At 58.8% G+C, this 13,788-nt stretch carries 11 protein-coding genes; 8 read left to right on the plus strand and 3 right to left on the minus strand.

What is annotated here, in order from left to right:
* Positions 1-65 precede the first annotated feature (65 nt).
* Positions 66-713 carry a phosphoribosylglycinamide formyltransferase gene (purN, locus tag J7447_RS06025; RefSeq protein ID WP_023004018.1) on the minus strand — a complete coding sequence of 216 codons (648 nt, stop codon included), beginning with the start codon at positions 711-713 and terminating at the stop codon, positions 66-68.
* A complete protein-coding gene (gene purM, locus J7447_RS06030; protein WP_055653699.1) occupies positions 710-1,786 on the minus strand; it encodes a phosphoribosylformylglycinamidine cyclo-ligase in 1,077 nt (358 codons plus the stop codon). Before purM ends, purN begins: the two co-directional genes overlap by 4 nt.
* 103 nt (positions 1,787-1,889) lie before the next feature.
* Between purM and J7447_RS06035 the strand changes: the two genes are divergently transcribed.
* From J7447_RS06035 to J7447_RS06055, 5 genes are all read left to right on the plus strand, one after another.
* Positions 1,890-2,081 carry a hypothetical protein gene (locus J7447_RS06035; protein WP_209169070.1) on the plus strand — a complete coding sequence of 64 codons (192 nt, stop codon included), beginning with the start codon at positions 1,890-1,892 and terminating at the stop codon, positions 2,079-2,081.
* 133 nt (positions 2,082-2,214) lie between these two features.
* Positions 2,215-3,312: an AI-2E family transporter gene (locus J7447_RS06040; RefSeq protein ID WP_077290082.1), complete on the plus strand. Its 1,098-nt coding sequence runs from the start codon at positions 2,215-2,217 to the stop codon at positions 3,310-3,312.
* A 3-nt stretch (positions 3,313-3,315) separates the two neighbouring features.
* Positions 3,316-3,996 (plus strand): DnaA/Hda family protein, encoded by a 681-nt coding sequence (locus J7447_RS06045; protein ID WP_055653703.1) that lies wholly within the window; start codon positions 3,316-3,318, stop codon positions 3,994-3,996.
* 133 nt (positions 3,997-4,129) lie between these two features.
* Positions 4,130-6,352, plus strand: coding sequence for an RNA degradosome polyphosphate kinase (locus J7447_RS06050; protein WP_209169071.1), 2,223 nt, complete (start codon positions 4,130-4,132; stop codon positions 6,350-6,352).
* Position 6,353: 1 nt separating this feature from the next.
* Positions 6,354-7,874, plus strand: a complete 1,521-nt coding sequence (locus J7447_RS06055; RefSeq protein WP_062489022.1) for a Ppx/GppA phosphatase family protein — start codon at positions 6,354-6,356, stop codon at positions 7,872-7,874.
* A gap of 47 nt (positions 7,875-7,921) precedes the next feature.
* Here the strand turns inward: J7447_RS06055 and rnd are convergent, their stop codons facing one another.
* On the minus strand, positions 7,922-9,106 hold the full coding sequence (gene rnd, locus J7447_RS06060; protein ID WP_286188941.1) for a ribonuclease D: 1,185 nt from the start codon (positions 9,104-9,106) through the stop codon (positions 7,922-7,924).
* Between the two features lie 146 nt (positions 9,107-9,252).
* Between rnd and J7447_RS06065 the strand changes: the two genes are divergently transcribed.
* The 3 genes from J7447_RS06065 to J7447_RS06075 all read left to right on the plus strand — a co-directional run bounded on the left by J7447_RS06065 (position 9,253) and on the right by J7447_RS06075 (position 13,732).
* The gene (locus J7447_RS06065; RefSeq protein ID WP_031270746.1) at positions 9,253-9,879 is read left to right on the plus strand and encodes a ParA family protein; all 627 of its coding nucleotides are present in this window, start codon (positions 9,253-9,255) and stop codon (positions 9,877-9,879) included.
* A 163-nt stretch (positions 9,880-10,042) separates the two neighbouring features.
* A complete protein-coding gene (gene aspS, locus J7447_RS06070) occupies positions 10,043-11,824 on the plus strand; it encodes an aspartate--tRNA ligase (protein ID WP_023004026.1) in 1,782 nt (593 codons plus the stop codon).
* A 120-nt stretch (positions 11,825-11,944) separates the two neighbouring features.
* Positions 11,945-13,732, plus strand: a complete 1,788-nt coding sequence (locus J7447_RS06075; protein WP_168687050.1) for an ABC transporter ATP-binding protein — start codon at positions 11,945-11,947, stop codon at positions 13,730-13,732.
* Positions 13,733-13,788: the final 56 nt, after the last annotated feature.

Below are 13,788 nucleotides of genomic sequence, written 5' to 3' on the forward strand. Positions count from 1 at the left end.
GGCGCGTCAGGATCGGTCTGAAAAATCTGCGATCGTTTTGCTGCAAGCGAGAAAAGCCGTCCGGCCTACGGCCAGATGAGCGTTTCCGTCTCGTTGCTGTTGCCGCTGCCGGTTACCCGTGCTCCCGACACCTTGGCCTTGCCACTGGCAACCATGGAAAGAGCCTTGGGGTAGATCTGGTGTTCAACGTCCAGCACACGGGCAGCCAACGTGTCAGGGGTGTCATTGTCAAGAACCGGTACGGCTCCCTGCATGATGATCGGACCATCGTCCATTTCAGCAGACACATAATGCACGGTGGCACCATGCAACTTGACACCTTCCTGCAAGGCCCGCTCATGTGTGGCAAGGCCTTTGAAAGAGGGCAGGAGAGCCGGATGGATGTTGATCATCCTGCCCGCCCAGGCATTGACCAGGTAGGGCGTCAGAATACGCATGAAACCGGCAAGGGCGACCAGGTCGATCTTGTGGTCCTTCAAAACGGCATCTACCGATTTTTCGAACGCTTCCCGATCACCCGCATGGTCCTTGTGGTCGACAACTGCCGTTGCAATACCCAGCTCAGCGGCCCGTTCCAGTCCCTTGGCGTCAGGCCGGTTGGACAGGACAAGCGTGATTTCGGCGGGATAGTCGGGAGACATTGCCGCGGAAATCAGCGCGCCCATGTTGGAGCCGCGTCCTGAGATCAGGATGGCAGTCTTCTTGCGGCTCATGCGCCAAGGTCCAGGCTGCCGTCAAACAGCACCGGTGCAGCGCCTTCAGCTTCGATGACGCCGATCTTGCTGACCGTTTCACCGGCATTGCGCAGGACGTCGGCAACCGCATCGGCCTGGTCCGCAGACACGACAATCACCATCCCGGTGCCGCAGTTGAACGTGCGCAGCATTTCCTTCTCGGCAACGCCGCCCGATTTCGCGAGCCAGCCGAACACCGGCGGGACGCTGATCTGGCCAAGATCGATGCGAGCGGAGCAATTCTTCGGCAGGACGCGCGGCAGGTTTTCCGGCAGGCCGCCACCGGTGATGTGGGCAAGGGCCTTGATGCCGGAGGTTTCCTTCAGTGCGGCCAGCAGCGGTTTGACGTAAATCCTGGTCGGTTCCATCAGGGCTTCGCCCAGTGTCTTGCCGGCTGCAAACGGTGCCGCATCCGACCAGTTCATGCCGGACAGTTCGATGATCTTGCGCACCATGGAATAGCCGTTGGAATGAACGCCGGAGGAGGCCAGAGCAAGCAGTACGTCGCCAGCGGCAACGTCCGGGCGCGGCAGGATCCCGCCGCGTTCCACGGCACCGACGGAGAAGCCTGCCAGATCGTAGTCGCCTTCCACATACATGCCCGGCATTTCAGCTGTCTCGCCGCCGATCAGCGCGGCGCCTGCCATCTTGCAGCCGTCTGCAATGCCGGCAACCACATCCGTTGCAGTGGTCACATCCAGAGCGCCGGTCGCGAAATAGTCGAGGAAGAACAGCGGTTCAGCGCCCTGGACCACCAGATCGTTGACACACATCGCAACAAGGTCGATGCCGACAGTGCGGTGCTGGCCGGTTTCAATCGCAATCTTCAACTTGGTACCGACGCCGTCATTGGCGGCAACAAGGATCGGATCCTGAAACCCAGCGCCCTTGAGGTCAAAAAGACCACCGAAACCGCCGATATCGCTGTCGGCCCCGGGGCGGGAAGTTGCCTTGACCAGCGGCTTGATGCGGTTCACCAGTTCGTTTCCGGCGTCGATATCGACACCAGCATCGGCATAGGTCAGGCCGTTGGGACCAGAGGATTCGCTCATGGGGCACTCCGAGACTGCGTGCGGTTGGCTGTGCCAGTGCGGATTACAGTCTGCCGCCAAGGAACACAAGAGGCGAGCGGTTCTGCGCAGGGCTTAAGAACAGATGGCAGGCCAACTTCCGCATTTTTCTTCAAAACCAGGCAGATTTGAATGGCTCAAAGTGCATTGCCGGCGAAAAAAGAGGTCATGGAGCATCTGGATCAACCTTCAGCGCAAGAGTGCTGCAGACAGCCTGTTGCCGGAAATGGGTGTTGCTGGCCTGTTTGAAAACGTGGTCATAGGTTTTGCTTCATGAGGCAGAAGTGGCTCCTTGATGGACCAATGCCGCGAAAAGCCGACTTCTTCTGGACTTGACCGGAGGCGGGGTTTAATTCCATGTCCGGAAGAAAGCCATTCCTACGCACCGGCACAACCGAGGAGCGCCATACATGACCCTTCGCCGTCAGGTCCAGTTCTGGCTGATTTCCCTCGTTGTTCTTTGCCTGTTTCTGTATGTCTTCTCCAGCGTGCTTCTCCCTTTCGTTGCCGGCATGGCGGTGGCCTATCTGCTGGATCCGGTTTGCGACAGGCTGGAAAAGCTGGGCATGGGGCGGATGTGGGCGACGCTGACAATCCTGTTCGCCTTCGTCCTCATCCTCGTGATGTTCTTCATCCTGCTTCTGCCACTGTTGGGCAATCAGCTTGCCCTTTTCCTGGAAAAGTTCCCGGAGCTGATCCGCAAGCTGCAGGCATTGCTGTCGGATAACTTTCCGGCCGATCTGGCGTCCGTTGCGGGCATCAATGCGGAAGACCTCCAGTCCTCCATGTCCAATCTCATCGGGCAGGGGGCTTCTTTCGTCGGCAAGCTGGCACAGTCGCTCTGGAGCGGCGGTCAGGCGTTGCTGTCGATCCTATCGCTCTTCGTCATTACGCCGGTCGTTGCATTCTATCTTTTGCTCGACTGGGACCGCATGGTCGCGCGTATCGACAGCTGGCTGCCGCGTGATCATCTGGCAGAAATCCGCGGCCTTGCAAAGGAAATGGATCAGGCTGTTGCCGGTTTCGTGCGCGGGCAGGTGTCGGTCTGTCTTATCCTGGGATCGTTTTATGCTGTTTCTCTGGCGCTGATCGGGCTGAACTTCGGTCTCCTTATCGGAATGGTGGCTGGTCTCGTCAGTTTCATTCCCTTCGTCGGGGCCGGGTTGGGGCTTGTCCTGTCCATCGGTGTGGCGCTTGTCCAATTCTGGCCGGAATGGCCCTGGATTATCGCAGTTGCCGCGATCTTTGGCGTCGGTCAGTTCCTGGAGGGCAATATCCTGCAGCCCAAACTTGTTGGCGAAAGCACGGGCCTGCATCCTGTTACGCTTATGTTTGCCTTGTTTGCCTTTGGATATCTCTTTGGATTTGTGGGGATGCTGATCGCGGTTCCCGCCGCCGCGATGATCGGCGTGCTTGCACGCTTTGCCCTGAAGCAGTATCTCGCAAGCCCGGTCTATCAGGGAACCGATCATCCCGTATCGGGGCAAGAAGAACAGGTATCAGAGTAGAAAATGGTGGAAACACCGCGCCAGTTGCCTTTGGAATTGCCGCATGAAGCGGCCTTGAGCCGTGACGACTATCTGGTTGGGGGCTCCAACCGGGCTGCGTTCGAATTGCTGGAACGCTGGCCGGATTGGCCTTCTCCGGTCGTTGTCCTTGCAGGCCCCGTCGGCGCGGGAAAAACCCATCTTGTCCAGGCCTTTCAGGATGAGACCGGCGCTGCTGTTCTGGCTGCTTCCAAGCTCGATCCGCAGTCCGTGGAAACCCTCGTTGCCGCACCCGCTGCCGTGATCGAGGATGCGCACCTGGGTATCGACAACACGGCCCTGTTCCACCTTCTCAACGCGGCGCGTCAGGCGGGCAAGACGGTGCTCATCACCAGCCGCACCTGGCCTGCCAGCTGGAAAATTTCCCTTCCGGATCTGCAGTCCCGCCTGCGCGCGGCCACTCCTGTCGAAATTCTGGAGCCGGACGATGATCTCCTTCGCCGTGTTCTGGTGAAGTTGTTTGCCGACCGGCAGATTGCGGTCGATCAAGGTGTCGTCGACTATCTTGTGGTGCGAATGGAACGTTCGCTCGAAGTCGCCATGCGCGCCGTCGAGGCGATCGATCAGGAGGCTCTTGCCGGGCGGGTCAAGATCACGAAACCACTTGCCGGGCGGGTCTTGGAAAATGTGCATAAAGGCCAATAATCGCCGATGCTGCCACAGGACTGTCATTTGCCCGCTCAGAAGTTCATGTTAGTCACGGCGGCGTTGAGGCAGAATGGGCGTGCCCGGTTTTGCCGGATTGAAGCGGAAGCTGCGCGGAACAAGGGATGATGCCATGAACGAAGCCCCTGATCTTTCGGACATTCTGCCTGCCTCCACCGTTGCTTCCGATGCAAAGGGAACCGTGCCGGAACTGACACCGGAAGGTGAGCTGGCTACATCTCCGGCCAGGTTCATGAACCGGGAGCTGTCCTGGCTCCAGTTCAATCTCCGGGTTCTGGAAGAAGCCATGAACCCGAACCATCCGCTGCTTGAGCGCGTTCGGTTCCTGTCGATCTCCGCCAACAATCTCGACGAATTTTTCATGGTGCGCGTGGCCGGCCTGCGTGGCCAGCAACGGGCCGACGTTACCAATCTGTCCGACGACGGCCTGACGCCGACCGAGCAGCTTCAGAAGATCAGCGAAGCAGTGCGTGATCTCCAGGCGTCTCAGCAGAAGATCTGGGTGGAGCTGCGCCGGGAGATTGCCGACAAGGGTATCGAGATCCCTCAGGGCGACACGCTTGACCAGGCGGACAAGGCCTGGCTGCAAGACTATTTCCTTGCTTATGTCTTCCCTGTGCTGACGCCGCTTGCCATCGATCCGGCGCATCCGTTCCCGTTCATTCCGAACCTTGGCTTTTCCATCGTCTTTGAACTGGCGCCAACTTCCGGTGGGCGCGGCATGATTGCTCTGCTCAGAATTCCGAGCCAGGTTGATCGCTTCGTTCAATTGCCAAACGGCGAAGATGGCGCTGCCCGGTTCATCGCAATCGAGAAAGTCGTCAGCCTCTTCATCGGGCGCTTGTTTCCAGGCTACGAGATCCGGGGCAAGGGGGCGTTCCGCGTCATTCGTGACAGCGATCTTGAAATCGAAGAAGAAGCGGAAGACCTCGTTCGTCTGTTCGAGAGCGCTTTGCGCCGCCGCCGCCGGGGCTCGGTGATCCGCCTGGAAATCCAGGAAACCACACCACCGGCGCTGCGTGAGTTCGTGGGCGAGGCGCTGCATGTCGGGCAAAGCGAGATCTTCCTTGCAAACGGCTTGCTTGCGCTCAACAACCTGTCCCAGATTGTTGACCTCGAGCGGCCTGACCTGAAGTTCCAGCCCTATACCGCCCGCTTTCCGGAGCGCATTCGCGAACATGGCGGTGACTGTCTGGCGGCGATCCACCAGAAGGACATCATCGTCCACCACCCGTATGAATCCTTCGACGTGGTGGTTCAGTATCTGCGGCAGGCCGCGCGTGATCCGGATGTCGTGGCGATCAAGCAGACGCTCTATCGTACCTCCAACGACAGCCCCATCGTGAAGGCTTTGGCTGAGGCGGCCGAAGCCGGCAAATCCGTTACCGCACTGGTGGAGCTCAAGGCCAGGTTCGACGAGGAAGCGAATATCAAGTGGGCGCGCGATCTGGAGCGGGCAGGGGTGCAGGTTGTCTTCGGCTTCATCGAGCTGAAAACGCACTCCAAGCTCTCCATGGTCATCAAGCGCGAGCACGGTCAGCTCAAGACCTATTGCCACATCGGGACAGGAAACTATCACCCGATCACGGCGCGGATATACGAGGATCTTTCGTTTTTCACCGATGATCCCGGCATTGCCGAGGATGCTGCCCGGGTGTTCAACTTCATCACCGGTTACGCTCAACCGGCGGAACTGAACAACCTCATGGTGTCTCCGGTCAACCTGCGTCAGCGCATGCTGGAAATGACCGAGAACGAGATCGAGCACGCCCGCGCAGGCCGCCCCGCGCAGATCTGGTGGAAGATGAATTCCCTCGTGGATCCGGCGATCATCGATGCCCTTTATCGCGCAAGCCAGGCAGGTGTGCAGATCGATCTGATCATTCGCGGCATTTGCTGCCTGCGTCCGGGCATTTCGGGTCTGTCCGACAACATTCGGGTGAAATCCATTGTCGGACGTTTCCTGGAGCATTCTCGCATTTACTGCTTTGGCAACGGCCAGGGACTACCGTCTCCCGAGGCTCACGTCTATATCGGTTCAGCTGATCTGATGCCGCGTAACATCGACCGGCGGGTCGAGGTTCTGGCACCGCTCAAGACACCGACCGTGCACGAACAGGTTCTGGACCAGATCATGGTGGCCAACCTGAAGGACAACCAGCAAAGCTGGCGCATTCTGTCGGACGGCAGCCATGAGCGCATCGTTCCGAACGCCAATGAGGAACCCTTCAATGCACATCAGTATTTCATGACGAACCCCTCGCTTTCCGGCAGAGGCAAATCATTGAAGAGCGATCGGCCGAGGCCGTTCCTGGAACGGCAAAAACGAGGTTAGCATGACTGCTGAGTTTCATCCGGCACGTGGCCGGCTCAACGGGTCCGGACCTGTCGCAGTCGTGGACATCGGCTCCAACTCCGTGCGCCTCGTGATTTACGAGCGCAAGGCCCGCACGCCGACCATGCTGTTCAACGAAAAGCTGCTGGCAGGGCTTGGCAAGGGCATTGCGGCGACCGGCCGTCTGGCCGACGATTCCGTCAGCCTGGCTCTTGGTGAACTGACCCGGTTCAAGACCCTCATCAAGCATACCGGCTGCCAGGACATCTACATCGTGGCCACGGCTGCGGCGCGCGATGCGGAAAACGGGCCTGATTTCGTGCGCGAGGTCGAACGGTTTCTGGAGGCACCGGTTCGCATCCTCGACGGCAATGAAGAGGCCTATTATTCCGCTCTTGGTGTGATTGCCGGGTTCTGGCAGCCGCGCGGCATTGTCGGCGACATGGGGGGCGGCAGTCTGGAACTGGTGGAAATTGCCGACAACAAGCCAGGCACGGGAGCGACGTTCCCCCTTGGCGGGCTGAGGCTTTCGGAAGAGGCCGAAGGCAAGATCGCCAAGGCGCAGAAGATCACCGAAGCGGCTCTCAAGGATTTTCAGTGGCCTGACCTGGCACCCGGTGAACGGACATTCTATGCCGTTGGCGGCACGTGGCGTTCGCTGGGCCGTCTGCATCTGATGCAGAACAATTACCCACTGCACGTGATGCACAATTATGAAATCAGTGCGGAAGAGGCGATTGCCTTCTGCAAGCGTATCGCCATTCCCAACCTTGAAGGGGTGGAACTGGCGGAGATCGTTTCCAAACAGCGCCGTCCTCTGGTGCCGATCGGTGCAGTCGTGCTGGAACAGGTGCTGACGTCGATGAAGGCGGAGCGCCTGGTCTTTTCCGCAACCGGTGTTCGTGAAGGCCTGCTCCATGAAAAGCTGCCTTCGGAAATGCAGGCTCATGACCCGGTGATTGAAGCTGCACGCGAGCTGTGCACGCTGCGCGCGCGCTCACCTGCGCACGCGGAAGAGCTGATTGTCTGGACGGACAAGCTGTTCAAGGAACTTGGCATCGAGGAAACCGCCAACGAGACACGGCTTCGCCACGCGGCGTGTCTTCTCTCTGACATCGGCTGGCGCGCCCATCCCGACTATCGCGGCGAGCAGAGCCTCAATATCATTTCGAACGCATCTTTCGTTGGGCTGGATCATGCCAGTCGCGCTTATCTTGCAGCAGCCGTTTTCTATCGCCACCAGGGTCTGCGGGAGGGCGATCTTTCGCCGGTCATCCGGGAGCTGTTTACGGACCGTCTGCGCATCCGCGCCAAGGTTCTTGGCGCTACCATGCGGGTGGCGTCTCTTTTGAGTGCTTCCATTGCCGGCATGTTGCCGAAGGTCGGCATCACCAAATCGGAAACAGGGTTGTCACTGGATCTCGGCAAGGATCTTGCCGATCTCGACGGTGAACGCCTGCGCAAGCGTGCGAACCAGCTCAGCAAGGTCATCGATGTCGAGGTTGCTGTAAACGCCGGCTGATTTCTGGGGTGCTTCGAAACTGAGACTGAGAAGGCAGGCGGCAGAGTTTACTCTGCCGCTTCCGATTCAACGTTCGCCTGCCGCGGTTGATCAATTGCGACGATCTGACGATCCTGGAAGGCGAGGGCGACTTCGCCGCGCTTCAGCTTGAGCGCGGTTTCGCCGAAAAGCTCGCGCCGCCAGCCCTTCATGGCTGCCACATCGGCAGCATCATCCGCGGCAATCTTTTCTAGATCATCCACCGTGGCTATGACCTTGGCAGCAACGCCATGTGCCTCGCTGACAAGTTTCAGAAGAACCTTCAAGAGATCGACAGCGGCGGCTGAACCATCCGGTGCCTGTCGACCTTTCGGCAGTTTCGGCATTTCGTTCTTGGGAAGCGAAATGGCCCGTCTGACAGCTTTCAGGATCTCGTCTGCCGACTTTGAACGCTCGAAGCCGCGCGGAATGGTCCTGAGGCGCGCGAGCGATTCTGCGTCCTGGGGCTGCTGAGCTGCGAGCTCGTAGATGGCATCGTCCTTGATGACGCGGCTGCGCGGAACGTCGCGTGATTGCGCTTCCCGTTCGCGCCAGGCTGCAACTTCCATCATCACGGCCAGTTCAACCGGCTTGCGCACTCGAAGCTTCAGCCGTTTCCAGGCCTGTTCGGGATCCGTACGGTAGGTGTTGATGGATGTCAGCACCTGCATTTCGTCCTGAACCCAGTGGCTGCGGTCCTGTTCGGCGAGATTCGCTTTCAGGAACTGATAGGCGTCGCGCAGATGCGTGACGTCCGCCAGCGCATAATCCAGTTGCTTTGCCGTCAGCGGCCTGCGGGCCCAGTCGGTGAAGCGGGACGACTTGTCGATCCGGGCACCGGTCACCTTGTAGACAAGCTGGTCGTAGGAAATGGAATCACCAAAGCCGCAAACCATGGCCGCGACTTGAGTGTCGAACAGCGGGGCCGGGATAAGTTCTCCCAGATGATAGATGATTTCGATGTCCTGGCGGGCAGCGTGAAAAACTTTTGTCACATTGCCGTCGCGCATAAGCTCGAAAAAGGGCTCAAGGTCCAGCCCTTCGGACAGGGCATCGACGATGAAGGCCATGTCAGGCCCTGCCATCTGGATGACGCAGAGCTTGGGCCAAAAGGTTGTCTCACGGAGAAACTCCGTGTCGACAGTCACGTAATCATGAGCGGCAAGACGCTGGCACGCAGCGGCGAGATCTTTTGTTTTTGTAATCACATGCATGGTGACGGACAGCTATACCCGAGTTCTGCCGCTTTGTCGCCACGAAATGGTAATTTTCGCGCTTGAAGCTCTTGAAAAGGCGCATTTTGTGCGCCTATGTTGAAGCTTAAGCGAGCGTCCGCAAAAGAACACACAGGGGAGTGGAAATGCGCAAGATACTGGTGGTGAATTCAAAGGGCGGTTGCGGCAAGACGACCCTCGCCACGAATCTTGCCGTTGCGCTCGCCGCCCGTGGCGAAGATGTTGCACTTGCCGATGCGGACCGGCAGAAGTCGAGCCTTTCCTGGGTCAAGCGCCGCCCAAAGGGCCTGGCGCAGATCGAAGGTCTCAACTGGAGCAAGGAGGAAGCTATCGGTGACAAGGACAAGCATCTGGACGCCATTGTCATCGACGGACCCGGCGGGCTTCGATCGGAGCTGGCCAAGAACCTGATTGCGGAGTCGTCCGATATCATCGTTCCGGTGCTTGCGTCCGCCTTCGACTGGGACGCCACCTTGAAGTTTCTCGACGGCATTTCCGATATCAAGCGCGTGCGCAAGGGCAAGGCCGATATTCACGTGGTTGCAAACCGGATCGATCGCCGGTCAAACCAGGTTGCCGATCTCGAGCAGCTACTCGCCAAAAAGGGCTATCCGCTGCTTGCCCGGATTTCTGATCGGGTGATATATGCCCGCCATGCCGCAGCCGGGTCTGGCGTATTCGACTATTCCGATGCCAGTTCCCACGAGATCCGCGGCCAGTGGCATCCACTGTTGCAAGCAGTCGACGCCTGAGAGAAATTTCCGAACCGTTTCGCGTTCAAAAGGGGAGAGGCAAGCCTACCGCAAGCCTTTCCCTTGACTTTCGTCCCGCAACATGGATTGTGCAGCCGGACTCGGCCTGCCTCCAGCGGGCCGTAACGATTTTCTATGCCAAGAAAAATGTCGAGGAATTAGAATGCACCCCTACCGTAGTCACACATGCGGTGACCTCCGTCTGTCCGACGAAGGCCAGACTATCCGTCTTTCCGGCTGGGTCCACAGGGTCCGCGATCATGGCGGGGTGCTGTTCATCGATCTGCGTGATCACTACGGTGTCACCCAGTGCGTGGTCGACCCCGACTCTGCGGCCTTCAAACTGGCCGAAACCGTGCGTTCCGAATGGTGTATCCGCATCGACGGCAACGTGAAGAAGCGTACTGACGAAACCATCAACGCCGAGCTTCCGACCGGTGACATTGAAGTCTTCATCCGCGAGATGGAAATCCTGGGTGCGGCGAAGGAACTGCCGCTGCCGGTCTTCGGTGACCTGGACTATCCGGAAGAAGTTCGTCTGAAGTACCGTTTCCTGGATCTGCGCCGCGAGAAGCTGCACCAGAACATGATCCTGCGCTCCAACGTGGTGCGCGATCTGCGTGACCGCATGTGGAACATCGGCTTCAACGAATTCCAGACGCCGATCATCACGGCATCTTCCCCTGAGGGCGCGCGTGACTTCCTGGTTCCGTCTCGTCTGCACCCCGGCAAGTTCTACGCCCTGCCGCAGGCCCCGCAGCAGTTCAAACAGCTGCTGATGGTCTCGGGCTTCGACAAGTACTTCCAGATCGCGCCGTGTTTCCGCGATGAAGACCCGCGTGCCGATCGTTCACCGACCGACTTCTACCAGCTCGACATGGAAATGTCCTTCGTCACCCAGCAGGACGTGTTCGATACCATCGAGCCGGTGATTGCAGGCTGCTTCGAGCGTTTCGGCAACGGCCGTCCGGTCAACCGCGACTGGCCGCAGATTTCCTACAAGGATTCAGCGCTCTGGTACGGCACCGACAAGCCGGACCTCAGAAACCCGATCAAGATGGAAATCGTCTCCGAGCATTTTGCAGGATCCGGTTTTGCAATCTTTGCCAAGCTGCTGGAGCAACCGGGCACCGAGATCCGCGCCATCCCGGCACCGAAGGGTGGAAGCCGCAAGTTCTGCGACCGCATGAACAAGTTCGCCCAGGAGCAGGGCCTGCCGGGTATGGGCTACATCTTCTGGCGCAAGGCTGAAGACGGTTCCATGGAAGCTGCCGGTCCGCTGGCCAAGAACATTGGTCCGGAACGCACCGAAGCGATCCGCACCCAGCTGGGTCTCGACGTCGGTGATGCGGCCTTCTTCCTCGGCGGCAAGCCGAAGCAGTTCGAGCCGGTCGCAGGCAAGGCCCGTGTCATCATCGGCGAAGAGCTCGGCCATACCGACAAGGACCGGTTCGAATTTGCCTGGATCGTGGATTTTCCGATCTACGAGCGCGACGAGGAAACCGGCGAGATCGATTTCGAACACAACCCGTTCTCCATGCCTCAGGGCGGAATGGAAGCTTTGGAAGGCGATCCTCTGGAAGTTCGCGGTTATCAGTACGATCTGGCCTGCAACGGTCACGAGCTGGTTTCCGGCGCGATCCGGAACCACAAACCGGAAATCATGTACAAGGCTTTCGAAATTGCCGGCTATCCGGCTGAGGAAGTCGACAAGCGCTTCGGCGGCATGGTCAATGCATTCCAGTATGGCGCGCCTCCGCATGGCGGCTGCGCGGCCGGCATCGACCGCATGGTCATGCTGATGGCTGATGAAGCCAACATCCGTGAAGTCATGCTCTTCCCGATGAACCAGAAGGCGGAAGACCTGATGATGGGCGCACCGAGCGAAGCGACATCGGCTCAGCTTCGCGATCTGCATTTGCGTCTGAACTTGCCGGACGCCTGATAACAACCTACTTGCGGGTAACCGTTAAATAGGGATAACCCTCTGCAACAGAGGCTTGAGGCCGGCCTAGCCGGCCTCAGTCATGCTAAGCTTAGCGAGTTTTTGGAAAGGCGGCTTACAGTGCTCAACCCTGCAAAATGGGAGATCTGGAACGATCCGGATGGCACGGTCCAAGTCATCAAGCGCCTGTTGAGCGAAAATCTCCGGGCCTACATACCACGCTACATGGTGGCCTTCGTTTTCATGGGCATGGTAGCGGCGACGACCGCCGCAAGTGCCTGGATCATGAAGGATGTCATCAACGAGGTGTTCATCAACCGCGACAAGGCGATGATCTATGTCATCGCCGGAGCGGTCATCTGCATATTCACCCTCAAGGGTGCTTCGACCTACGGTCAGATGGTCGTTCTCTCAAGGGTAGGCAATGCGATTGTTGCCGACCTTCAGAACCGCTTGTTCAAGCGGCTGACCATGCAGGACCAGGCCTATTACGACCGGATGTCCTTGCCGGAACTGGGCATTCGCGTGAACACGGGTGCCGGAAGTGCCCGTTCGGTCATCGACATGATCGTGCTCAGCCTTGGCCGGGATATTCTGACCCTGATCGGTCTCGTCGGCGTGATGATTGTCCAGGATCCCCTGATGAGCCTGCTCGCACTGGTGATCATGCCGCCGATCGTCGTCGGTGTCAGTTTTCTGGTCAAGCGGGTGAAGACCTACGCCAAGCGGCAGGTGGTTTCGAACGCCAAGATCGGCTCGACCCTGCAGGAAACCGTGCTGGGTATTCGCATCGTCAAGGCTTTCCGAATGGAGCAAACGATGCAGCAGCGGATGGCGACATCCGTCTCTGAAGTCGAGCGCCAGTCCAACAAGATTGCAGCGCTAACGGCGCGGACTTCGCCGCTGATGGAATCCCTCGGCGGGTTCGCGATCGCACTGGTTATCTTCTACGGAGGATATTCGGTGGTGGAACTGGGCAAGGACCCTGGTGCGTTCTTCGCATTCATCACCGCCCTGCTGCTTGCGTATGATCCGGCGCGCCGTCTGGCCCGCCTGAATGTCAATCTCAGCAAGGCGCTGGTCGGGGTTCGTCTGATGTACGAATTGATCGACGAGCAGCCGGATCTGGAGCAGGTCGAAAATGCACCGGACCTCAAGGTTGATAGCGGGCAGATCGAACTGAAGGACGTCAAGTTCTCCTATGGCGAAGGTGCTGCCCTGAACGGGCTGACCTTGACGGCTGAGGGCGGCAAGACAACGGCACTGGTTGGTGCATCCGGCGCCGGGAAATCAACGGTCTTTGCCTTGATCGAGCGTTTCTACGATCCGCAGCAAGGTACGATCTGCGTTGACGGCCAGCCGATCAAATCGGTGACGATGAGTTCCCTGCGCCGTAACATTGCCTACGTCAGTCAGGACTCCTACCTCTTCAACATCAGCATCCGCGACAACATCGCAATCGGCAGGCCCGATGCGACGCAGGAAGAGATCGAGGCGGCGGCAAAGGCGGCAAACGCCCATGACTTCATCCTCGAATTGCCCGAAGGCTACAACACATTGGCAGGCGACGGTGGCGGCCGGTTGTCCGGCGGTCAGCGTCAGCGGGTTGCCATCGCGCGCGCCATGCTGCTTGATGCGCCGATCCTGTTGCTGGACGAGGCGACCTCCGCTCTCGACGCGGAATCCGAGGCCAAGATCCAGTCCGCGCTCGAAACACTGATGGAAGGCCGCACAACGCTTGTGATCGCCCACCGGCTCAGCACGGTTCGCCACGCGCACAAGATACTCGTTCTGGACAGAGGCCGCGTCCTTGAAAGCGGCACGCATGACGAATTGTTCGAGCATGACGGCATATATCGGCGCCTGTGCGAACTGCAATTCCAGAGCCGGAACGAAGCAGCCGAGTAATCTTGCATTCTTGAACACATAAACAAGAAAAGCCCGGACAAGGTCCGGGCTTTTTG

It is taken from the genome of Labrenzia sp. R5_0 (assembly GCF_017743835.1).
GTDB classification, from domain to species: domain Bacteria; phylum Pseudomonadota; class Alphaproteobacteria; order Rhizobiales; family Stappiaceae; genus Roseibium; species Roseibium algicola.

Excerpts from the sequence above, each read along its gene's own strand:
- purN (WP_023004018.1), bottom strand. The coding sequence starts at position 713 with ATGAGCCGCAAGAAGACTGCCATCCTGATCTCAGGACGCGGCTCCAAC.
- purM (WP_055653699.1), bottom strand. The coding sequence starts at position 1,786 with ATGAGCGAATCCTCTGGTCCCAACGGCCTGACCTATGCCGATGCTGGT.
- J7447_RS06035 (WP_209169070.1), top strand. The coding sequence starts at position 1,890 with ATGGCAGGCCAACTTCCGCATTTTTCTTCAAAACCAGGCAGATTTGAA.
- J7447_RS06040 (WP_077290082.1), top strand. The coding sequence starts at position 2,215 with ATGACCCTTCGCCGTCAGGTCCAGTTCTGGCTGATTTCCCTCGTTGTT.
- J7447_RS06045 (WP_055653703.1), top strand. The coding sequence starts at position 3,316 with ATGGTGGAAACACCGCGCCAGTTGCCTTTGGAATTGCCGCATGAAGCG.
- J7447_RS06050 (WP_209169071.1), top strand. The coding sequence starts at position 4,130 with ATGAACGAAGCCCCTGATCTTTCGGACATTCTGCCTGCCTCCACCGTT.
- J7447_RS06055 (WP_062489022.1), top strand. The coding sequence starts at position 6,354 with ATGACTGCTGAGTTTCATCCGGCACGTGGCCGGCTCAACGGGTCCGGA.
- rnd (WP_286188941.1), bottom strand. The coding sequence starts at position 9,106 with ATGCATGTGATTACAAAAACAAAAGATCTCGCCGCTGCGTGCCAGCGT.
- J7447_RS06065 (WP_031270746.1), top strand. The coding sequence starts at position 9,253 with ATGCGCAAGATACTGGTGGTGAATTCAAAGGGCGGTTGCGGCAAGACG.
- aspS (WP_023004026.1), top strand. The coding sequence starts at position 10,043 with ATGCACCCCTACCGTAGTCACACATGCGGTGACCTCCGTCTGTCCGAC.